Below are 22,226 nucleotides of genomic sequence, written 5' to 3' on the forward strand. Positions count from 1 at the left end.
GACATATTACCACTGGGCTTAGTACTCATAGATGGTTCATGACAACAACATTCCTTTATATTTCCATGTTTAAGTTCTCATGAACTCACCATCATGCCGGACGTTTTACCAGCTTTGGATTCCGGTTCATGGTTACTAGCAAAATGAAACCGCTGATAATGAGCAGCATACTTGTACTGATAAATACCGCCGAGAAACCGAGGTAGCCGGAAACGAAACCGCCGAGCATCGGTCCGATAATATTACCCAGAAACCGCAAACTGTTATTATACCCCAGCACCTCACCCTGCATTGCAATCGGAGCTTCCTGACGGATATAGGCTATCCTTACCGGAATAATACCGCCAATTGCGGCCCCTAGTAAAAATCTGATTAAAACTAATTGCCAAAAACTTGTCACCGCAGCCCCAGGTAGATAAATAATTCCAGCTGCAAAGAGGAGGATTACCAGAATTTTAATATACCCGTACTTATCTGCGATTTTCCCCCAATTCCGCGACATCAGTAAATTACCCAACCCAGCAACTGAAAAAGCAATCCCTGAATAAAAAGCGATATTTGACTTACCATGCAGTTCACTGACGAATAAAGATAGAATCGGCTGGATACTGAAATGGGCAATTTGTACAAGTGCAGATATGAGTAAAACCGTTAACAAGATTGGATTTCTCGTGATATGCATTAAAACCTCTTTACTGGAATAATGAGATTTTGCCCCAGAACGCACCTCAATGCGAAATTCCTTTGTGGTCATCACCAGCAGGGCTGAAATGAAAATGGCAATTGACGTCCATTTGAAGGTGGTCGAATACCCAAGAGTATCAGCTAATACTCCGCCGAGCATTGGCCCTAACAAAGAACCGGTGATGCTTCCTGTTTGTAAAGTGCCAAGAACCCGCCCCGCAATTTCCTTCGGTGTTTGGGTGGAGATAAATGCTTGCGACATCGGAATGAAGCCTGAGAAAAAGCCCATGAAAAAGCGGAGAAAGAATAACTGCCACACGGATTGGGCAAATCCGATTAGAAAAATGGAGAAGGCCATGCCGAGTCCAGAAATAATTAAGATTTTTTTCCTGCCGTAACGGTCGCCGATTTTTCCCCAGATAGGTGAGAAAATAAAGGCTGATACGAATGTTATAGCAAATGTCAGACCGGACCAATGCTGAACATATGTTACTGAGAAATTTCCGAATGACTCAATATACAATGAGATAAACGGAAGGACCATGGTCATGCTGCCGGATACAAAGAAGTTAGCAAACCACATAATCCATAAATTACGCTTCGCCTTTCCCTGTTGATTCACAGAATAACACTTCTTTCTGTTGATTGCTTCGACTTACTAAATATTATAATACCTAAATTTTCAAATTATTCAACCCCGCTGATTGTCCTGATTTAGATGCAGCAGTCTAAAACAGAAAATACTATGGTCAAAAGCCCAGAGAAAAAACCTTCGAAAGTACATGAGAGGAGCGCTCCTTTTTTTGTCTTTTCAGCCTTTTCTGATATATGGCTTAAAATGGCAATGAGGATTGATTCAGGAACTTGTTTTGATTTAGACTAAATGAATAATGATAAGGTTATGTGGTGAGAAAATGGAAGAACAAGTAGTAAAAACAAAAGAGATTATGGAGGTTTGTTTGCTGGCGGGGAAAATCATGCTCCAATCCGGAGGAGAAACGTACCGGGTAGAGGATACGATGACAAGGATGGCAGCTGCTTTTGGTATTGAAAACACGAACTGCTTTGTCACACCGACGGGAATTATTTTTTCAGCTGAAGGGAATGGACCTACCAGGACCAAATTAATCAGGATCTCTGAACGATCAACCGATTTACAAAAGGTGGCGATGGTTAATAGTATTTCAAGAGGAATTAGCAGTGGTGATATTAATCTAAAACAGGCAATCGATCAATTAAACGAAATTAACTCCATGAATTTAACGTTTCCGATTTTGGTCCAGGCAGCAGCGGCATCACTGGCAAGCGGCTGTTTCATGATTATGTATAATGGCGGCTGGAATGACTTTATTCCTGCATTGATTTCCGGAGGGGCAGGATATTTAAGCTTTGTTTATTTTAACCGTGTTGTCTCGGTCAAATTTTTCTCCGAATTTCTAGCTGCGTTTGTCATTGGGCTGCTATCGTTCCTATCTGTCCATATGGGTATGGGACAACAATTGGACAAAATTATTATAGGCTCTGTCATGCCGTTAGTTCCCGGGCTGTTAGTGACGAATGCAATAAGAGATTTAATGGCAGGGCATTTAGTTGCCGGATTGTCAAAGGGAGCGGAAGCATTTCTGACAGCCTTTGCGATTGGGGCTGGAATAGCCTTTGTTGTATCATTTTTGTAAGGGAGGGGAAATTAAAGTGGATTTATTCATACAATTATTCACCAGCTTTATTGCAACCAGTGCCTTTGGAGTTATTTTTAATGCTCCGAAAAATACGTTAATCAAATGCGGGTTGATCGGTATGGGCGGCTGGATGATTTATTATATTCTGAACAGTTATTCAGAAAATGCAGTTCTGGCCACGTTAGCAGCAACGATTTTTATCGCAGTTTTAAGTCAGCAATTAGCAAAGTTTTATAAAACTCCAGTTATTATTTTTAGCGTTGCCGGAATTATTCCATTAGTTCCCGGCGGACTCGCTTATGATTCGATGCGAAATTTTGTTGAGAACGATTATAATTCAGCATTAGGATTGGCAGCAAAAGTCTTTATGCTGGCAGGGACCATTGCTTTTGGACTTGTCTTTTCAGAGGTAATTAACCAAGTTATACGGAAAATCGGTAAAAGCGAAGTTAGGAATTAAGCTTTCTAGTTCTATTGTTTGAAAATTAACTCTTTATTACCTTAGAAACTTTTGATATGGTAGTAATGAAATACTATAGGTTTACCATGATTTTGACAAGGAATGAAACGATGGTATGAAGAAATGGTTAATGTTCGTTATAATTCTAGCCATATCAATTTTTGGAGCTAAGACAATTTTAGCTGTGAAGGCAAATCAAGCTGCGCCAGTAACAGTAAAAGAAGCACCGCCGCTTAAGTCTCGTCAATTTGCGCTTCAAAAAGACGGCCCGATATTGCCCAAAAACAAACTGTTGGATGTCCCGTTCATCAATCAGATGGACCATCCAATGCTTTATAATGGCTGTGAAGTTACAAGCCTTGCGATGATTTTGAATTACCATGGTGTGAAAGTTTCGAAGAACGAGCTGGCAGCAAAAATTAAAACGGTTCCGTTATCCTATTCAAATGGATTAAAAGGAAATCCGAATGCCGGGTTTGTAGGGAATATGGCAAAAGGGCCAGGACTAGGGGTTTACAATGGCCCGATATATGATCTTGCTAAAAAATATGCAGGGGATAAAGCTGTCAATTTAACAAACAGCCCGTTTACCGATTTGTTAAAAAAGGTCAGTCAAGGACTTCCAGTCTGGATTATTACAACTTCCCGCTTTGCACCGGTTTCAGTGTTTGAAACTTGGAATACTCCCCAAGGGAAAATTGAAATTACCTTTAGTGAGCACAGCGTCGCCATAACTGGATATGATGACAAGTATATTTATGTAAATGATCCATACGGGGTGAAAAATCGAAAGTGCGACCGAGAAAGTTTCATTAAAGCGTGGGAGCAAATGGGCAGTCAGGCAGTTGTCATCGAAAAATAAAATGGTATAGAATTGGACGAAGGCAGAGGAAATTTCCCCTGCCTTCGATTTTGCTTTATTTTATATATTATAACTATATTTGTAACTTGAATACTGCAAGTTTTATTTGTTTGCTTTCATAATGTAAAAATAACGTTTATATACATTTGCCGCGGTACATTTTTCCACTGTAGGTTTTATAACCTAAACGATATAAGCCCTACCTCTCTTACATCCTTACGGCTCCGAAGCCGTTCCAGTGTGAATAAGTCTTTCCGATAAAACATTCGTGGAAAGCCAGATAATATTCCTACATTGTCTTCTGATTTGATCCAAGTTACTTGAAAGTAAAGCACAATTTTATATTATAAAGGTAAATTTAGTGTTTGTCAATGACAGGAAAAGGATTTGGAAAATTACATTTGTAAGCAGGATTATCTTTGGGCTTCATAATTAGTAGCCCAAACTAATCTAATTATACAAGAAATAAAAAAGGGGACATTAAATAAGCGTGCCAATAAATTTTTCCCAAGTACATTTTTTGTCGAAAAACATCGATTTTCTAATAGAAAATGGTAAAATAGTACGAGAAAGATTGTGAATGTTGTCGTAATTTTTGAAAGATTACATAAATTAAGGAGTTTTAAGATGAATGAAGGTCGCCATAGCCCTAAGTTAATATATGAAGAGAAAAAAGCGATAAAACTTTTTTTGGGGTTATTCTATATATTTTTTATAACATATAGTGTTTTTTGGTCCTTAATTATACCTAAATACACTACTTATGGGAACGCTGATTATTTTAATGAAGGCCTAGGTGTTTGGTTGTATATTTCTATTATGGCCATGTTACCCATCTCATTGTATTTTCTTAAAAAGGAAAGTCCTTATATTATTAAATATTTTATTTTATTTAGTTATATAATAATTGATCTTACAGATTTACTTTTAAGATATTATGGTACGACAAAGCCGTTTGCATCAGGAAATATTGTTGAATTGTTATTTGTTTTTTTTGCCCCTATATTTGTAAATAAAAAATATTTTTGGGCTGTCTCAATAGGAATGATTGGAAAATACTGCTTTATTGGAGTAGTTTTGAAAGAGATGGATGTTTTAAATCCAATTGCAGTAATAGCAATATTAATAGCGATTTCGTATATATTACTAATCCGTTTTTTTTCTTATATTCAGTCGTTAAATATTGTTCATGAAGAGCTTCGCCAAAAGGAAAAATTAGTGATAATCGGCCAAATGGCGGCGACAATTGGACACGAGATCCGTAACCCATTGGCATCTCTTAAAGGCTTTGCTCAGTTGCAGCATGAGCAATTTCCGAACCAGAATGCTTATTATCCGATAATGATTCAGGAAATAGATCGGATAGATGTTATTGTTAATGATTTGATGTATATTGGAAAACCAAAAGCTATCTGGATAGAGCAAATAAATATAAAAGGAATAATCGAATATACTATTTCAATCATGTCGCAGCAGGCGGATGCACAAAATATTATAATTGAATCAAGTTATGCCGAACATCTACCGCTGGTTGAGTGTGATGAAAAACAGCTAAAACAGGTGTTTATCAATTTAATAAAAAATGCTATTGAGGCAACCACGAATGGTGGAACAATAAAAATTAATGTACAGCTTTTAGAAGAGGGAAAAATCAACATATCAATTTCTGATGAAGGCTGTGGCATCAAAAGTGAAGATATTCCGAATCTAACGACTCCCTTTTATACTACTAAAAAAAGTGGTACAGGATTAGGATTAGTAGTAATAAACCAAATTATTAAGGAACATAACGGTGCAATAAAAATAGACAGTGATTTGGGAATAGGAACAAAAGTAACTGTAACATTACCAATTAGGCAAAAACTATAGTTCTATAAATATACAAAAATCGTCAAAATAAATTATTTCTTGGGATTTCCTTATGAGATATAATGAAGAGGAATGATGAAATTTGATAAATTTTGTAATTCCGATGATTTTAGTGATGTGATGAACACGCTTGGAGGTTTCTATGATACCACATGAAGAGAAACGCACTATAAAATGGTTTCTAATATTCTTTTATATTATAATGTTTGGTTATGACTTTTTTTATTACTATCTTGTACCTATTTATATCTCTCACAAGGAGCAAAGTTTACCTAGTGATATCTGGAATATTAACTATATAGTTTTGATTCTATTGATTCCTGTCATATATTTCTTAAATAAGGGAAATAAACAATCTTATATTAAATATGTTTTTTTTATATGTTATTTGTTGACAGTCTTTATTGTTGATTTAATAAGCTTCAATGGAAGAGGAGAGTCATATTCTAGTGGAAATGTGGTAGAGGTGTTTCTGATTTTAACAGTACCGCTATTTCTAAATAAAAGATATTTTTGGTTAGTTAGTATAGGTGTCGTAGTAAAATACATTTTAACAGCTATTATATTAAAAGCGTTCTTTTTGGTAATGCCAATTATATTATTTATAATTTTATCCATAGTGGCATTCTTTTTATTATTAAGATTTCAGAATTATGTCAAGGCAATTAGTACTTCATATGATAATCAATTACAAGGAATTGTAAAAGCAGTTATAGCAACCCTTGAATTAAAAGATCCGTACACAAGAGGTCATAGTGAGAGAGTGGCCGGTTATGCTTTACAATTAGTTCAACAATTAGAAAAATTTTCAAAGAATGAGCAAAAATCATTTTATTATGCTTGTCTGCTACACGATATTGGGAAAGTCCATATCCCTGATAAAATATTAATGAAACCTGGCAGATTGACAAAGGAAGAATTTGAAATTATTAAAACTCATCCTAGTGTGGGTGCAGAAGCAGTTAAAAATGTCGAAGGAATAAACGAATGTATTTGTGTAATCAGGTCACATCATGAAAGATGGGACGGCAAAGGTTATCCTGATCAGTTATTGGGGGAGCAAATCCCACTCCTTGCTAGAGTGACGTCCATAGCAGATGCCTTTGATGCAATGACCTCATCTCGTTCATATCGTGAAGCATTACCAATAGAGGAAGCTTATAAGCGAATCATTGATGGAAAGGGATCCCAATTTGATCCCATTTTGGTGGAAGAATTTAAGAAGGTATTCCCTTCTTGGGCTGAATTTCACAAGAATTATTCTTGGAATAAACACTAGGAGGTGGAGTTATGAAAATCCGCAAGCTTAAGAAAATTAAAACAACGTGTTGGTGGTGTGCCTTTATTGGAATTAAGCCATAAGATATAAGGGTGTTAGCGAAAGCTAGCATCCTTATTCTATAATTATTTGATTATAGGGGGCCTAAGGATGCAGCTTCTTAATTCAAGTTTTTCTTTAATTCCTCTCGAAATCCGCAAAGATAAAAAACACTATATCGTTGAAGATAAAACCTCAGGTGAGTTTTACGAAATGCCTGAAGTTTGTGTAATTGCAATTGAGCTAATGAGTAAAGGTATAACTTTAGGTGAAATTGAAAACCAGATAAAAGGAAAATATCCTCTCGAAGAAGTAGATATGCTTGATTTTGCAGAGCAGCTTCTAGAATTACAGCTGGTTGCAGAAATTGATGGTGTAAAGGTTGAAATTTGTAAAAAGGAAAATCAAAGCCTTGGCTATTTATGGATCTCCCCTCAATTTGGTAAATTCTTTTTTAATAAAACCGCTTTATTGATTTACATTATTTTGTTTTTTGTAAACGTTTCTTTTTTTGTTACTAATCCTTCATTATTCCCAAATTTTAAAGATCTATTTATCTTTGACTATATGTTTTTAAATATTCCAATATGGATGTTCTTATCATTTGTATTAGTATTAGTTCATGAATTCGGTCATGTGCTGGCGATGCGTGCCTATAATCTGCCGACTCGATTGGAGATTGGCCACCGGTTGTTCTTCGTGGTGTTAGAAACCGATATGAGCCTAGTTTGGAAGCTGCCTTCAAAGAATAGAAATGTCTTATATTTAGCAGGACTTTGTTTTGATACTGTGATTCTTTTTATCGCACTTACCTGCCTGTTTTTATTTTCAAACGCTTCGGGCATTTACTTAAGCATCCTGCATGTAATTGTCTTAGATACATTCATTCGTATGGTCTACCAGTGCTGTATTTATATGAAAACAGACTTGTATTACCTTTTCGAAAACGTCTCCGGATCCTACAATTTAATGGAAAATGCCCAGCAGCAAATAAACAGTTTTGTACCATTTGTAAAATCCGCTGCTCAAGAAGAAGTCATTTTTGCTGAAGAGAAAAGAACCGTTCTTCTCTATACCATTTTTTATTTTATTGGTATCGGATTTACACTGTATTTATTTGTTTGTTATTATATTCCTCAATTGTTATTTGCTTTGAAAAAGATAATGCCGGGGTTTTTCCAAGGGACAGCGACCCTTCCTTTTTGGGATGCGGTCATTTTCACCCTGCAATTACTTATTGGATTGTTGCTACTGCTTTATTCGTGGCGAAAAAAATACCTTCAAATGCAAATGTGACAGACTTTTGTCAAAAATAAAATTTATAGGGGTTTTTCCTCCACCAGTTAGGGGATTTCCCTGATATAGATAACACTTCCGTTTTCCTACAATGAGTATAAGAAAACGGAAGTGTTATTTTTTTTGAGGAGGATCAAAAATGCAGTCTACTATTTCTGCGACTAAAAGACCGGAGCGCTCTATTAACAATGCGTTTGCATCCCAATATGCCAAATCGATGTTTTTATCAATTGTTGGACTTGCGATTTTAGTGTTTATTGGTACAAGAATGTTTACTCATATTGACTTGAATCTTTATGGATACATGGTAGGTACGATTACCTTTATTGGCGGCTTCTTCTACCGCTTTATTGCCTGGGGTGAAAGACCGCCAACCAAAATCATTATTAAAAAGGGCTTAAAGCTGTTATTTCGAAAAAGCACCGCTAAAACAGCAGTGAATCATTTAGCTATCTATGATTTTATCAAAAAACGTGGATTTTACCGCTGGCTGCAGCACGTGTTAATTGGTTGGGGCTGTGTCCTTGCTTGTTTAGTAACTTTCCCGCTCGTGTTCAGCTGGATGTATTTTACGATGGCAGACAACGGCTACTACACAGTTGTTTTAATGGGAATGGATCTAATAAACATTAAAGCAGATGGAATTATCGCATGGTTTTCTTATAATGCCTTAAATATTTCCGCCATCATGGTAATTACCGGGGTCTCGATGGCACTTTACCGCCGGATGAAAAACATGCAGGCACGAGCCGAGCAAAAGTTTGTGTATGACTTTTTGCCGCTTTACCTTTTGTTGTTTATTTCTGTAACAGGTTTGTTATTAACCGTTCAAAATGTATTTTTACACGGATGGATGCAGCCGCAAATGTCGCTGATCCACCAGTTTTCTGTAATAGTCACATTAATCTATTTACCATTTGGCAAGCTTGCTCATATTCCTTTCCGTCCGATGAGCGTGTTTGCAAGAAACTATCGTGAACATTATGGTGATGAGCATATGAAGGAATGTAAAGTGTGCGGTGAAAAGTTTGTTTCAGTAGAACAATCGAATGATGTTATCAATGTACTTGATGTGAATGAAATGAACTTTAATATGGAAAAAGACGGCTTCAATTTAGCAGAATTGTGCCTGCCATGCCGTAGAAAATATCGTATTGCAAGATTTTCAGGGAGCCCTACACACCAAGTGAAGGTCAAGGAGGCAAATCAGAATGCAAGAGGTTAATGTAAAGGGACCTAGAGATAAATTTTTCAAGGAAATTGAAAATGTGCGTCACCCAAATGAAACGCTCGTAAAGACGCACTGCAGCTATTGCGGCATGCAATGCGGGATGAATTTACGTGTTAATACAAAAACAAATAAAATTATTGGGGTTGAACCTCGTTATGACTGGCCGGTAACGGTTGGGAAAATGTGTCCTAAAGGGGTTACCGCTTACCAGCAGACAAATCACCCGGATCGTATCCTAAAACCGTTAATCCGCGATGATGCTTCATTAAAAGGTACGCAACAAGGCTTCCGGGAAGCTTCTTGGGACGAAGCCTATGACTTAATTGCAAAGAAATTTATCGAACTGCAGGAGCAGTATGGTAAAGATACGTTATCTGTATTCAGTGGTGTTTCGATGACGAATGAAAAATGTTATTTGACCGGTAAGTTCGCGCGGGTTGCTCTTGGAACACGGTATATTGACTACAACGGACGATTCTGTATGTCAAGTGCTGCTGGTGGATTCCTACGTTCCTTCGGGGTTGACCGCGGTTCGACATTACCATGGACAGATATCCATGAAACAGATTGCTTGTTCATAGCTGGAAGCAACACGGCTGAATGCCATCCAACCTCTATGTTCCGTGTCTGGAACGTTCAGGAACGCGGCGGATATATCATTGTTGCCGATCCTCGTGAAACACCAATTGCAAGACGGGCAGATGTTCACCTAGATTTAAGACCCGGAACAGACCTTGCACTGGCAAACGGGATTGTTAACCTGCTGATTCAAAACGGGTATGTGGATGAAGTATTCGTTAGCAGCCATACAAACGGCTTTGAAGAAACAAAAGAATTAGTGAAAGAATTTACACCAGAATATACGAGCCAAATTACTGGCGTTGCACCTGAAAAAATTATTCGTGCTGCAGAAATTTATGGAATGGCTCCGAATGCAGTTGTTATGTTTGCCCGTGGTATTGAACAGCAGCATAAAGGAGTAGATAACGTATCAGGTTATACGAACATGGCTCTTGTAACTGGAAAAATCGGTCGTCCTAAATCAGGGGTAGCGACGTTTACTGGTCAAGGAAACGGGCAAGGCGGCCGTGAGCATGGGCAGAAATCTGATCTGCTTCCAGGCTATCGCAAAATTACCAATCCGAAACATGTCCAAGAAGTATGTCAGGTTTGGGGCATCACGCCTGAAGAAATGCCGCAGCCAGGTGTATCTGCTTATGAAATGTTTGAACTAATGGAACAAAAAACGATCCGCGGATTATATCTGCTTTGCTCAAACCCGGCAGTATCTGCGCCAAATCAAAACTTTGTCCGTAAAGCACTTAAAGGTTTGGACTTCATGGTTTGCTCTGATTTCTATCTTTCTGAATCCGCAGAATTTGCTGATGTTATCCTTCCATCGGTAACATGGTCAGAAGATGAAGGAACGGTAACCAATATTGAAGGACGGATCATTAAAATTAATAAGGCTCAAGAGCCGCTCGGCGAATCCAAGCCTGACTGGCAGATACAAGCTGAGCTTGCTGAATATCTTGGCAGAGGAAAATACTTCTCTCATTTAAAAACAGCCCGCGATGTCGCTGATGAATTCCGCTTAGCTTCAAAAGGCGGTTATGCAGATTACTACGGAGCAACGTGGGATAAGATTGAAAAACAAGATGGTGTGTTCTGGCCTTGCCGTGATGAAAATGATCCAGGAACACCACATATGTTCTTAGATAAAAAATTCTATCATCCAGATGGAAAGGCGAAAATTTGTGCACTGCCTTACCGTCCGCCTGCAGAAGAGCCGGATGTAGAGTATCCATTACGCTTAACTACAGGTCGTGTTGTGTATCACTATCTGTCAGGGAACCAAACACGCCGGATTCAATTTTTACGCGACATGTGTCCTGAGCCATATGTAGAAGTACATCCCGAAACAGCAGCGAAATACATGATTGAACATGAAGAATATGTCCGCCTCTACACACGAAGAGGGGAGGCAGAATATAAAGTGAAAATTACCGAGGCCATTAGAAAGGATACCGTTTTTGTTCCATACCATTTTGGTCACGATAAATCTATTAATCTACTAACGATTGCCGCGCTTGATCCGATTTCCCGGATGCCGGAGTTTAAGGCATGTGCCGCGCAGATTGAAAAACTAGACAGAACTGAGGTGCAGTAAAGTGGTGAAGAAGAGGTTATATCTTGAACTTGAAAATTGTATCGGGTGCCGTTCCTGCTTAGCTGCCTGTACGCAGTGCGGCGGGCACGAACAGCGGAACCGTAACTATGTTTACGATGTAAATCCACTGGTGAACCGTCAGACGATGCCGCTTATGTGCCTTCACTGTGTGAATCCTGCGTGTGCGAGAAGCTGCCCGGCGCAAGCTATTCAAATCCATGAAACAGGGGCCGTTCTTTCGGCTCTTGTGGAAAAATGCATCGGCTGTCAAAACTGTACAATTGCCTGCCCATACGGCATTCCGAAGTTTGATACCGAGCAGAATTTAATGTACAAATGTGATCTATGTATTGACCGGACAAAGGACGGCATCCCGCCGATGTGTGCGAGTGTATGTCCATCCAATACGCTGCAATGGCTGACAGATGAAGAAATCGAAGCAAAACAAAAGCAATTTAACCTTGATAATGGCAAGTGGGTTACAAGCATGCCTTACTTAGAAGGCGAAACAAATGTTAGAGTGAATCTCCCTGGAATCCTGCAGGGTGTCACGAAATTGTTCTAGGAGGGATTCATGATGAACGACAAAAATAACAAAATCCCATTTAATGAAGATAACTATACACATAATATAAATCGGAATAATGAAAGAAAGCTGGACCGTAGAGGTTTTATGAAAACTTTGGTTGGGGCAGCTGGTGTGTTTGCCATCTCTTCCCTTCCATGGGGAGCCATTGCCGCAAAGGAGCTTACTGGTCTTAGTGATAAGAAATATCCAAAGCATAAAATTACTGATGTCAACTCAATCGCAATTGGCGATGCTGTAGATTTTGCTTTTCCTAGTGAGCATGACAGTGCTATCTTAATCAGGCTTTCTGAAAGTAAATATGTTGCTTATCAAAATGCTTGCACTCACCTTCGCTGCCCAGTATTTTGGGAAAAGGCAGAGGGGGAAATGATTTGTCCTTGCCATCACGGAAAATTTGATGTGGAAACAGGTGAACCGATTGCCGGACCGCCTAGACGTCCGCTTCCGGAAATTCATGTGAAGGTCCAGAACGGCGCCGTTTATGCCGTGGGGGTGAAGCGTTATGAAGCGTAGTTACGTTCCTGTTGCCCTGCTTCTCGCTGTATTGTTCCTAAATATCATTTTTACTCAGTACATGGTTCATCAATATTTTTATGAACATTATACGAATACAATCATAGCCGCCGTGATTAATGTGATCCTTTTTCCAATTGCCTTCCTCATTTATAAAAAAGGTGTGAATGTTAATGACTAGTGAAACGTATATCGATTTTTGCTTTGTCCGTCCTGCGGCAGGCGGTTTTTCGAAAGAAATTGATGAGCTGTTGAAAAATACCTTTGAGAAGAAACGCTTGAATTGGTACCTTGAGGAAAAGACAGTTGATAGTGCTGAGATGGTGATTGCCGAGATAAAAGGGATGAGCGATTGGACTTCTGAGGATGAGACCATTCAGTTCCTCGAGGAAAACGCAGGTGAAAAGTTCTGGCAGTATCTGCAGGGCTATAAAATGTTCATCTATCCCGTAAAGAGAGGATGTGGCAGCTGTGGCGTCCATTAGTCTTGATGATGTAAAACGATTTGCCGAAGGAGCAAAGGTTGAAATTTTTATCCACGACCAGGAAGGCAGCGACCAGGCTCCGGCTGTCAAAAAAACAATAAAAAAGGTCCAGCTTTGCCCGGACTCGACCCATCTTCGCTTTTATTTTGATGACTTTTATTTTCTCGCTGTCCCGCTCGCCAGTGATGTAAGCTGGTCAAACGAACAATGGGCCGCATTTGATTCAGAAAGCGGGTTAACTTATACTTTTAAAAAGGTTCAGGTCTAATAATGCGGCCTGCCTTTTTTATAAATTTTTGTTTTTGCAGATATATTACCAAAACTACTCGTTAAATCAAATAAAGGAGGGCAGGCTAAATGGATTTACAAAAATCAAAACAGCAGATCAGCTCTTATATTATTGATACCCAGGAAGAAGAAATTAAAAGAATTGCCCATGAGCTGCATGAAGGAGTAGGACAAAATCTGTATAGTATTTTAACAGGATTACAGTTTGTTGAATCTGGAACAAAAGAGCCGCAGATGAAAAATTACCTCCATGAAATGACCATTTTGATAGAAAAAACAATTCAAGAGATTAGACTGTTATCTGTTGAATTACATCCGCCTGCTCTTACCACTCTAGGCCTACTCCCAGCAGTGAAAAGCTATAGTAAGCTATATACTTCAACATTCGGCATTTTAGTCGATCTGGAATCTTTTGGTGTTGAGAAACCAATACCGGAGAAACGCCGAATTGCTGTTTTTCGCGTATGCCAAGAAGCTTTTATGAATATTGCCAAATATGCAGATTCCTCCAATATAAAAGTAAATTTTATTTGGAAAGAAGAAGAGTTAACCATTACAATTCGTGACTTTGGCAGCGGGTTCGAGCCAGAATCACTAAATCTTCAGCATACCTCAGGGCTTTCGGCCATGAAGGAAAGAATGCTTCATACTGGCGGCAGGTGTACTATATCTTCTAAAATAGGAGAGGGAACACTGATAGAATTATCTCTTCCACTAAATGTAGAGTAAGGGGAGTTTAGATTGATAAGAATCCTATTAGTTGATGATCATGCAGTTGTTAGGAGCGGTTTAAAAATGCTTCTTCAAACAAATCCAGAAATGCAAGTGGTCGGAGAAGCATCTGAAGGAAATGAAGGAATTAAAAAGGCATTAAAGCTGGAGCCAGATGTGGTCGTAATGGATTTAAGCATGCCGCACGGAAAAGACGGTCTTTCGGCAACGGCAGAATTAAAGCAGCAAATGCCTGGGGTTAATATTTTGATTTTAACGATGCATGATGACGAAGAATATCTTTTTCGTGCGATTCAAGGCGGGGCGTCAGGCTGTATTTTAAAGAGTGCGCCGCACGATGAATTAATGTCGGCCATCGAATCGGTTGCAAAAGGAAATGCTTATCTGCATCCATCCGCCACAAAACGATTAATGGAAGAATACTTATCAGGCGTGAAAAATGATGGCAATGACACTTACAATCTTTTATCTGAACGGGAGAAGGAAGTATTGACTTTAATTGCGAAAGGGTACGCTAACAAGGAAATTGCGGAACAGCTTGTCATCAGTGTGAAAACAGTTGAAACTCACAAAAGCAACTTAATGGAAAAACTGCAGCTGAAAACTCGGCCCGAATTAGTGGAATATGCCGTTAAAAAAGGTTTATTAGGCTATAGCATTTAAGGAGAATATCCAGGATGACAGAACTTAGAGAACTTCCAGCAATAATTGAGGTATGTGAAAAGTTAAAAACGGCAGCAGCCTGCGAGTTTGTCGGACTTGCCCTCCAGAATGAAACTGGCCCTGATGTCAGATGGCATTATGCTTCCGGAAATTTGAACGATAAATACAAACGAATCACGGTCCGTTTCGGAAAAGGAATCGCCGGAAAAATTATTTCAAGCGGCAGTAAGATGATGATCAGTGATTTTCCAAATCAAATTTTTGGAAAAGTTACCGATTATCCCATTATGCTGGCTGAAAAACTTATTTCTTCCTATGCGGTTCCTTTATTTTTTAATTACGTCCCAAAAGGAGTTTTGCTAGTAGGGAATAGGGAATCACATGTGTTTAGTGAAGAGGTCCAGCAAATGGTAGACGATTCTGCTCTCGTCCTGGAACAGCTCTTAAAGGAGCAAATCTTTAGATGAGGGGGATTTAAAATGGACAAGGAATTTCAGCAGACGAAAAATGAGTTATTAGACTATAAATTTGCGCTTGATGCCTCTTCCATTGTGGCCATCACCGATTCCCACGGTGTAATTAAGTATGTGAATGATCAATTTTGTCATATATCGAAATACTCCCGTGAGGAATTATTAGGCCAGGACCACCGAATTATTAATTCAGGACATCATTCTAAGGGTTTTTTCAAAGAAATGTGGCGGACAATTGGTTCTGGAGAGGTTTGGAAAGGCGAGATTTGTAATCGGGCAAAAGATGGTACCTACTATTGGGTTGATACAACGATTGTTCCATTTTTAAACGAGAACGGAAAACCTTATCAGTATTTAGCGATTCGCTATGAAATTACCGAGAGAAAAAGGGTCGAGCAAGAATTACAGAAGATGATGACTAGAATCATTAATGTTCAGGAAGAAGAACGAAAGAGGTTTTCACGTAATTTGCATGACGGAATTGGCCAGAATCTATACAGTCATTTAATTACGATTAATCGGCTTCTTTCGGAGATGGACCATCCTCTTCTTCATCAGATGCAGGAGGAAGCCACACAATTAATTGAAGAAATTCGTGAAATTTCATGGGAGCTTCGTCCGTCTGTCCTGGATGACCTTGGCCTTGTGCCAGCGATTCGCTCGTATCTCACTAGATTTTCCGATCATTACAATATTGATGTTTATTTTGACTGTGTCCTCCATCAGCGCCTTGAAATCAGCATTGAATTAACGATTTACCGAATCATCCAAGAAGCGTTGACCAATATTCGTAAGTATGCAGGAGTAACAGAAGCAGTCGTTACGGTACGAGAAATGGATGATGTTGTCCGGGTGATGATTGAGGATAAAGGGAAAGGATTTAATTTAGATTTGAGGGCAAAATCTCCTGGTGTTGGTCTTTTTAGTATGGACGAGCGTGCCCGCTCTGTTGGAGGTACCTTATCCATCCATTCATCCCCTGGAAAAGGAACGAGAATTATTTTAGAAGCACCTAATACAAATAATGAATAGAATAATAAAGCTGCAGCCTTTGCTAGGTCTGCAGCTTTTCTTTTTATAATTTGAATGAACTTTTCAATGATACAACTCGGTTAAACACAAGTTTATCGACTGTTGTATGTTTCGGGTCAACATTGAAATAGCCGTGTCTGAAGAATTGGAATTTATCATACGGACGGCTTTCCTTCATGTTTGGCTCTACGAAACCTTGGAAGATTTGCAGTGAATTAGGATTCACATGGTCAAGGAATGTGCCTTCCTCATCCTCTTCTGAGGCATCTGAAATCAACGGCTCATAAAGACGGAATTCCGCTGGAACGGCATGCGTTGCTTCCACCCAGTGAATTGTACCTTTAACTTTTCTTCCGGTAAAGCCTGAGCCGCTCTTAGTTTCTTGATCATAGGTGCAGCGCAGCTCCACTACATTCCCGTCGGCATCCTTGACGACTTCTTCACATTTGATGAAATAAGCGTGCTTTAAGCGGACTTCGTTGCCTGGGAAGAGGCGGAAATACTTCTTTGGCGGGTTCTCCATGAAATCATCCTGCTCAATATAAATTTCACGAGAGAATGGAATTTTCCGCATACCCATTTCCGGATTTTCTGGATTGATCTCAGCATCAAGCAGTTCAATTTGGCCTTCCGGGTAATTGGTAATAACTACTTTTAATGGGTTAATGATGCCCATTGTCCGCGGTGCTTTTAATTTTAAATCTTCCCGGACAAAATGCTCGAGCATTTCAAAATCTACAGTTGCATTGTTTTTTGAAACAGCTGTTTCACGAACGAAAGTACGGATGGATTCTGGTGTAAAGCCTCTGCGGCGCATTCCGGAAATCGTCGGCATCCGTGGATCATCCCAGCCATCCACAAATTCTTCCTCGACAAGCTGTTTCAGCTTACGTTTACTCATTACTGTATTCGTTAAGTTCAAGCGTCCAAATTCGATTTGCTGCGGCTGGCTTTTCATCTCACATTGTTCTACAACCCAATTGTAAAATGGACGCTGGTCCTCAAACTCAATCGTACAGATGGAGTGAGTAATCCCCTCAATGGCATCTTCAAGCGGGTGAGCAAAGGCGTACATCGGATAGATGCACCATTTATCACCTGTATTATGGTGAGTAACATGGGCGATACGGTAGATAACAGGGTCGCGCAAATTGATATTTGGCGATGCCATATCAATTTTTGCCCTTAGTACTTTTTCTCCGTTCCCAAACTCGCCATTTCTCATCTTTTCGAACAAATCAAGGTTCTCTTCGATGGAGCGGTCGCGATAAGGACTGTTTTTACCAGGCTCAGTGAGTGTACCGCGGTACTCGCGTATTTCATCAGCTGATAAGTCATCGACATAGGCTAGCCCTTTCTTGATTAACAGGACGGCACGGTTGTACATTTCATCGAAATAATCGGATGCGAAAAATAAGTTATCCCATTCAAAGCCAAGCCATTTTACATCCTCTTTTATCGAATTGACGAATTCAATATCTTCCTTTGCAGGGTTTGTATCATCAAAGCGAAGGTTCGTTTTTCCGTTAAAATCATCCGCTAAGCCAAAATTAAGAATGATGGATTTAGCATGTCCAATATGTAAATAACCGTTTGGCTCGGGCGGGAAGCGGGTCATGATAGTTTCGTGTTTGCCCGATTCTAAATCCTTTATCATAATATCTTTTATAAAATTAGAGTTTTGATTGTCCACTCTTTTCAACCTCTTTCATCTTGTCTCTTCTTTATAAATACCATAAATATTGATATTTTTCCATTATTCCCATCAAATCAGAGGAAAAACAGCGGGAAGGGGTACTTTTTTAATGGAAAGATGTCATTAAAAGGAATACAATGATAATTTGAATAGTGTTCAATAGAAAGGAGCATTAAAATGCTTAACTTTGCAACGATTGGAACCGGGTGGATTACCGAGTCGTTTATTCAAGCAGCACAAGAAAGCAAGCAGTTAAGACTTGCCGGGGTGTACTCTAGGTCGGGTGAAAAAGCGAAGCAACTCGCGGATACATATCAAGCCCTTAAATTTTATACAGATATTGAGGAAATGGCGGCTAATCCGGAAATTGATGTTGTTTATATTGCTTCACCGAATTCGGTTCATCTAAAACAGGCGTTGGTCTTCTTGAAAAATAAAAAACATGTCATTTGTGAGAAGCCGATTTTTTCAAATATGGCGGAAATAGAGGAGGCATATCGGACAGCAGAGGAAAACGGTGTTTATTTATTTGAAGCAATTCGGAATATCCATACGCCAAATTTTCAGATTTTGAAGGAAAAGCTTCATCTGGCTGGCTCGTTAAGAAGCACGATGCTGCCGTATATTCAATATTCCTCCCGCTATGATGCGTTTTTAAAAGGGGAGAACCCGAATGTTTTCTCGGCTGAATTTTCAGGCGGGGCATTGGTGGATTTAGGTGTTTATCCTTTATTTCTAGCAGTTGGGCTGTTTGGCGAGCCACGAAAGGTTTCCTATCACCCCGTTTTGCTAAGAACTGGGGTCGATGGCAGCGGCACGCTTGTACTAGAATATGATGGGTTTGTTTGTACGATTCTTTGCTCCAAGGTCTCTCATTCGATCCTTCCGTGTGAGATACATGGAGAGAAAGGGACGTTTGTGTTAGCCGATGCGGCACCGATTTCTCAGATTACCTTTTATGATAGTCATACTAAGGAAGCTCAGGTCTTGAGTGTGGCGCAAGAGAAAAAGGATATGGTCTATGAATGCAGAACGTTTGCGAGAATTATTGAAACTAGAGATGATATAGAATACAAGGCATTGAAAAATTGGAGTATAGCTGTTTTGCAGATTACTGAAGAAGCGCGTCGGCAAAGTGGAATTGTGTTTGGGGTGGAAAAAATAAAAGCAGCCGGTGGATGAGAGTGAATCCACCGGCTTTTTTCCTTTATAATATCTTTTTCAATTTTAACGCTTCGCTGCGTGCAGAAGTCGGGCGTAGCTTTTCTAACACAAACCCAACCAAACCGCCGACAACCGCAGGGACTACCCAGCCCAGTCCAACTGATGCAAACGGGAGCACGCTCATCCATGCTTCTAGTACACTCCATTCTAAGCCAAACATTTTTAATCCATCATATAAGCTTACAAACCCAGTTAAGAACATCGCACTGGCATATACTTTTTGCGCTCCGCCGAAGAAGCGATGGAGGAAGGCTAGTGTCACAAGCACGATTGTTAACGGATAAGCCATGACAAGGAATGGCACGGAAATCGAGATAATCTGATTTAAGCCTAGATTGGCAATTAAGAAGCTGACAACAGTAACTAATGTAACCACAGTGCGATAGCTTAATTTTGGTGCCATTTTTGAAAAGTACTGACCGCAGGCGATCGTTAACCCGACGCAGGTTGTAAAACAGGCTAATGTAAAGATAAAGCCTAAAAGAATTTTCCCGCTATTGCCTAAGAGAATCGTTGCAGCAGAAGATAATAGTGCTGTGCCGTTTTCAAAGGACCCGTAAGAGGCCATTCGCGCCCCGATAAAACCGATTCCCGCGTAAACAAGGGCAAGGGCGGCACCGGCAACAAAACCGGCTTTAACAGTATAAGCTGTTAATTGTTTTTGATCAGTAACGCCTTTTTGCTTGATCGTTGTTAAAATAACAATCCCGAACGCAAGCGCGGCTAGTGCATCCATTGTCGAATATCCATCGATAAAACCTTTAAATAATGATGCCGTTTGATAGGTTTCGTTTGGTCCCTGTAATGGCTTATCTAATTTGAAAGAGCCGGTTACACAAAGGACAACAATTGACAGTAATAATGTCGGGGTGATGATACGCCCCATATAGTCGACCACTTTAGACGGATTTAAGCTTAATAGAAAAACAAGTAAAAAGAATACGGCCGTGAAACTAAGTAATAGCAACGACTGGTTCACGTGAACATTTCCTAAGAAAGGCTTGAAGCCCATTTCAAAGGCAACGTTGGCATTGCGGGGCACACCAAAGAATGGTCCGATGGATAAATAAACCATTACGGTGAAAGCAGCTCCGAACCAAGGATGAACCCTGTTTCCAAGGGCGTTGCCGCCGTCTTTCACAAGTGCAATGGCTGAAATGACCAAAAGCGGCAGCCCGACTCCGGTAATAATAAAGCCAATAATGGCGGGCCAAAAGGATGTTCCTGCGCCCATTCCAAGGAACGGCGGGAAAATCAAGTTTCCGGCTCCAAAAAACATTGAAAATAGCATTAACCCTACAAAAAACGTATCTCTCTTCTTCATCTTTTCCCTCTCCTTTTCATTGGCTTTTTGAAAAAAACAAAAAGCCCGCCCCTAATGAAGGGACGAGCTAGCTCGCGTTACCACCCTACTTCCGCAAATCAAAAAATATCGTTGCGGCTCTCGTTCAACGTACTATCATACGCGTCCAATTGTAACGGCAGGCAATCCGGCAATACTTACTAAAATAATTTTCAGCATTGCATCTCAGAGATGATTTTCACCTGTTTCCTGACACCGGCTTTCACCAACCGCCGGCTCTCTGTGGTCAAAAGAAGGACAAGCTACTCTTCTCGTCATCGATTTTGATTTTTAAAAAAAGTCAGAAATGAATTTGTTAAAGTAATTATATTATTTTCAGATAGTTTTGCAAGAGTTTTTTTGAAAATTTTTAGGCCTTGCCGAATATTTTTGACAAATTTTAGACGCGAGTATGACATCTTTATGAAATGCATCCTCCGATTGATTAATATCACATTCCCTGTTTTTTCAGTTCCATATAGTAGGGATAGTAGGAATGGAGGGAACGTGAATGAAGTCGAAAGCCTGGTATAAGAAGCAGTTGAAACGGAAGCCGGTTCAAATTACGCGATATGTAGTGCAAGGATTTTTTCTGTTGTTTGTATTATTTGTGGGTCTGCAATTCTATCAGTTTTACAAGCATTTTGAAACAGGCGGGTCAACACCATTTGTTGAACGGCCGGCAGCCGTTGAAGGATTCTTGCCAATCAGTGCCCTGGTTGCCTTAAAGGTGTGGCTGAAGGGCGGAGGATTTGATATGATCCACCCGGCCGGTTTAGTGCTGTTTACCTTTTTTGTCACCTCAGGAATTATTTTTCGAAAATCATTTTGCAGCTGGTTCTGTCCGGTTGGAACCATAAGTGAAATGACCGCATGGCTTGGAAGAAAAATGTTAAAAAGGAATTTTGAAATTCCGACCTGGCTTGTATGGCTATTAACTCCGCTAAAATATTTACTGCTCTATTTCTTTATCAGCATGATCATTTCGATGCCGGTTTTTCAGGCGAGTGCGTTTCTAGAAGATCCATATAATAAAGTTTCCGATGTGAAAATGATGCTGTTCTTTTTAAATATTGGCGGTTTTGCATTGAAGTTTATTCTTGTCCTCTTTGTTTTATCTTTGTTTTTCCGGAATTTCTGGTGCCGTTTCCTTTGTCCGTACGGGGCGATGATTGGACTTAGTTCGATTTTCAGAGTAACAAAAGTATATCGGAATGAAGATACTTGTACAAATTGTGAAATGTGCACCAAGGTGTGCCCGCAGCGGATTAAGGTACATACGAAAAAGGCGGTTGTATCACCCAATTGCAATGCATGTATGTCTTGTGTTGAGGCATGCCCGATTAAAGATACGTTGAACATGACGGTTGTCAATAAAAAGGTCAATAAGTGGTTTATTCCTGTTGGGTTTATTGTTTTATTTTTCATTGTAGTGGGGATTGCGAAAATAACCGGACACTGGGAGACGATTTTGACTTATGAAGATTGGAAAGAGTTGATTCCAGGGGCAAGGTATATCGGACATTAATCGTTTTTTTGAAAAAGCTTTCTAATTTACTAATATCCCCGATCAATCAGCCCCAAATGGGTTAGAGCTGTTAGATTTCGAGTAATGTTGAT

The 22,226-nt window shown here is 39.6% G+C and carries 22 protein-coding genes and 1 other annotated feature; of the genes, 19 read left to right on the forward strand and 3 right to left on the reverse strand.

The annotated features are described in order from the left end of the window. Positions 1-91: 91 nt before the first annotated feature. On the reverse strand, positions 92-1,267 hold the full coding sequence (locus IE222_RS18765) for an MFS transporter (protein WP_191275625.1): 1,176 nt from the start codon (positions 1,265-1,267) through the stop codon (positions 92-94). A gap of 331 nt (positions 1,268-1,598) precedes the next feature. Between IE222_RS18765 and IE222_RS18770 the strand changes: the two genes are divergently transcribed. From IE222_RS18770 to IE222_RS18850, 17 genes are all read left to right on the forward strand, one after another. Continuing rightward, a complete protein-coding gene (locus IE222_RS18770) occupies positions 1,599-2,360 on the forward strand; it encodes a threonine/serine exporter family protein (protein WP_191275492.1) in 762 nt (253 codons plus the stop codon). A gap of 16 nt (positions 2,361-2,376) precedes the next feature. Continuing rightward, on the forward strand, positions 2,377-2,823 hold the full coding sequence (locus tag IE222_RS18775) for a threonine/serine exporter family protein (protein WP_191275494.1): 447 nt from the start codon (positions 2,377-2,379) through the stop codon (positions 2,821-2,823). Between the two features lie 115 nt (positions 2,824-2,938). Beyond that, complete coding sequence (locus IE222_RS18780; RefSeq protein WP_191275496.1) at positions 2,939-3,685, forward strand: C39 family peptidase; 747 nt, start codon at positions 2,939-2,941, stop codon at positions 3,683-3,685. A gap of 627 nt (positions 3,686-4,312) precedes the next feature. Continuing rightward, positions 4,313-5,554 carry an ATP-binding protein gene (locus IE222_RS18785; protein ID WP_191275498.1) on the forward strand — a complete coding sequence of 414 codons (1,242 nt, stop codon included), beginning with the start codon at positions 4,313-4,315 and terminating at the stop codon, positions 5,552-5,554. A 142-nt stretch (positions 5,555-5,696) separates the two neighbouring features. Beyond that, positions 5,697-6,833, forward strand: a complete 1,137-nt coding sequence (locus IE222_RS18790; protein ID WP_191275500.1) for an HD-GYP domain-containing protein — start codon at positions 5,697-5,699, stop codon at positions 6,831-6,833. Positions 6,834-6,983: 150 nt separating this feature from the next. Beyond that, on the forward strand, positions 6,984-8,168 hold the full coding sequence (locus tag IE222_RS18795) for a hypothetical protein (RefSeq protein WP_191275502.1): 1,185 nt from the start codon (positions 6,984-6,986) through the stop codon (positions 8,166-8,168). A gap of 139 nt (positions 8,169-8,307) precedes the next feature. Beyond that, a complete protein-coding gene (locus tag IE222_RS18800) occupies positions 8,308-9,393 on the forward strand; it encodes a hypothetical protein (protein ID WP_191275504.1) in 1,086 nt (361 codons plus the stop codon). Then, positions 9,380-11,569 carry a molybdopterin oxidoreductase family protein gene (locus IE222_RS18805; protein ID WP_191275506.1) on the forward strand — a complete coding sequence of 730 codons (2,190 nt, stop codon included), beginning with the start codon at positions 9,380-9,382 and terminating at the stop codon, positions 11,567-11,569. The genes IE222_RS18800 and IE222_RS18805 overlap by 14 nt, the downstream gene beginning before the upstream one ends. A gap of 4 nt (positions 11,570-11,573) precedes the next feature. After that, positions 11,574-12,134 (forward strand): 4Fe-4S dicluster domain-containing protein, encoded by a 561-nt coding sequence (locus IE222_RS18810; RefSeq protein ID WP_071354772.1) that lies wholly within the window; start codon positions 11,574-11,576, stop codon positions 12,132-12,134. A gap of 12 nt (positions 12,135-12,146) precedes the next feature. Next, positions 12,147-12,671, forward strand: a complete 525-nt coding sequence (locus IE222_RS18815) for a Rieske (2Fe-2S) protein (protein ID WP_191275508.1) — start codon at positions 12,147-12,149, stop codon at positions 12,669-12,671. After that, a complete protein-coding gene (locus IE222_RS18820) occupies positions 12,661-12,852 on the forward strand; it encodes a hypothetical protein (RefSeq protein ID WP_191275510.1) in 192 nt (63 codons plus the stop codon). Before IE222_RS18815 ends, IE222_RS18820 begins: the two co-directional genes overlap by 11 nt. Next, positions 12,845-13,156 carry a hypothetical protein gene (locus IE222_RS18825; protein WP_191275512.1) on the forward strand — a complete coding sequence of 104 codons (312 nt, stop codon included), beginning with the start codon at positions 12,845-12,847 and terminating at the stop codon, positions 13,154-13,156. The genes IE222_RS18820 and IE222_RS18825 overlap by 8 nt, the downstream gene beginning before the upstream one ends. Next, a complete protein-coding gene (locus IE222_RS18830; protein ID WP_223282808.1) occupies positions 13,143-13,424 on the forward strand; it encodes a hypothetical protein in 282 nt (93 codons plus the stop codon). Before IE222_RS18825 ends, IE222_RS18830 begins: the two co-directional genes overlap by 14 nt. A gap of 89 nt (positions 13,425-13,513) precedes the next feature. Continuing rightward, positions 13,514-14,173 (forward strand): sensor histidine kinase, encoded by a 660-nt coding sequence (locus IE222_RS18835; RefSeq protein ID WP_191275514.1) that lies wholly within the window; start codon positions 13,514-13,516, stop codon positions 14,171-14,173. Positions 14,174-14,185: 12 nt separating this feature from the next. Then, complete coding sequence (locus tag IE222_RS18840; protein ID WP_191275516.1) at positions 14,186-14,839, forward strand: response regulator; 654 nt, start codon at positions 14,186-14,188, stop codon at positions 14,837-14,839. 14 nt (positions 14,840-14,853) lie between these two features. Further along, positions 14,854-15,306 carry a GAF domain-containing protein gene (locus tag IE222_RS18845; RefSeq protein WP_191275518.1) on the forward strand — a complete coding sequence of 151 codons (453 nt, stop codon included), beginning with the start codon at positions 14,854-14,856 and terminating at the stop codon, positions 15,304-15,306. Positions 15,307-15,318: 12 nt separating this feature from the next. Then, positions 15,319-16,344, forward strand: coding sequence for a PAS domain-containing sensor histidine kinase (locus IE222_RS18850; RefSeq protein ID WP_191275520.1), 1,026 nt, complete (start codon positions 15,319-15,321; stop codon positions 16,342-16,344). A 43-nt stretch (positions 16,345-16,387) separates the two neighbouring features. On the opposite strand, the gene IE222_RS18855 is transcribed toward IE222_RS18850, so the two are convergent. Beyond that, the gene (locus tag IE222_RS18855; RefSeq protein WP_191275522.1) at positions 16,388-18,037 is read right to left on the reverse strand and encodes a glutamine--tRNA ligase/YqeY domain fusion protein; all 1,650 of its coding nucleotides are present in this window, start codon (positions 18,035-18,037) and stop codon (positions 16,388-16,390) included. 180 nt (positions 18,038-18,217) lie between these two features. Between IE222_RS18855 and IE222_RS18860 the strand changes: the two genes are divergently transcribed. Further along, complete coding sequence (locus IE222_RS18860; protein WP_191275524.1) at positions 18,218-19,222, forward strand: Gfo/Idh/MocA family protein; 1,005 nt, start codon at positions 18,218-18,220, stop codon at positions 19,220-19,222. A gap of 25 nt (positions 19,223-19,247) precedes the next feature. Here IE222_RS18860 and brnQ read toward each other — a convergent pair whose 3' ends face one another. Then, on the reverse strand, positions 19,248-20,588 hold the full coding sequence (gene brnQ / locus IE222_RS18865) for a branched-chain amino acid transport system II carrier protein (RefSeq protein WP_191275526.1): 1,341 nt from the start codon (positions 20,586-20,588) through the stop codon (positions 19,248-19,250). A gap of 55 nt (positions 20,589-20,643) precedes the next feature. Then, positions 20,644-20,894 (reverse strand) — a binding site (T-box leader). Positions 20,895-21,117: 223 nt separating this feature from the next. Between brnQ and IE222_RS18870 the strand changes: the two genes are divergently transcribed. Further along, positions 21,118-22,134 carry a 4Fe-4S binding protein gene (locus IE222_RS18870; RefSeq protein WP_191275528.1) on the forward strand — a complete coding sequence of 339 codons (1,017 nt, stop codon included), beginning with the start codon at positions 21,118-21,120 and terminating at the stop codon, positions 22,132-22,134. The last annotated feature ends 92 nt before the right edge of the window (positions 22,135-22,226 follow it).

Origin of the sequence: Neobacillus kokaensis (assembly GCF_014656545.1) — a bacterium.
Classification (GTDB): Bacteria; Bacillota; Bacilli; order Bacillales; family Cytobacillaceae; genus Neobacillus; species Neobacillus kokaensis.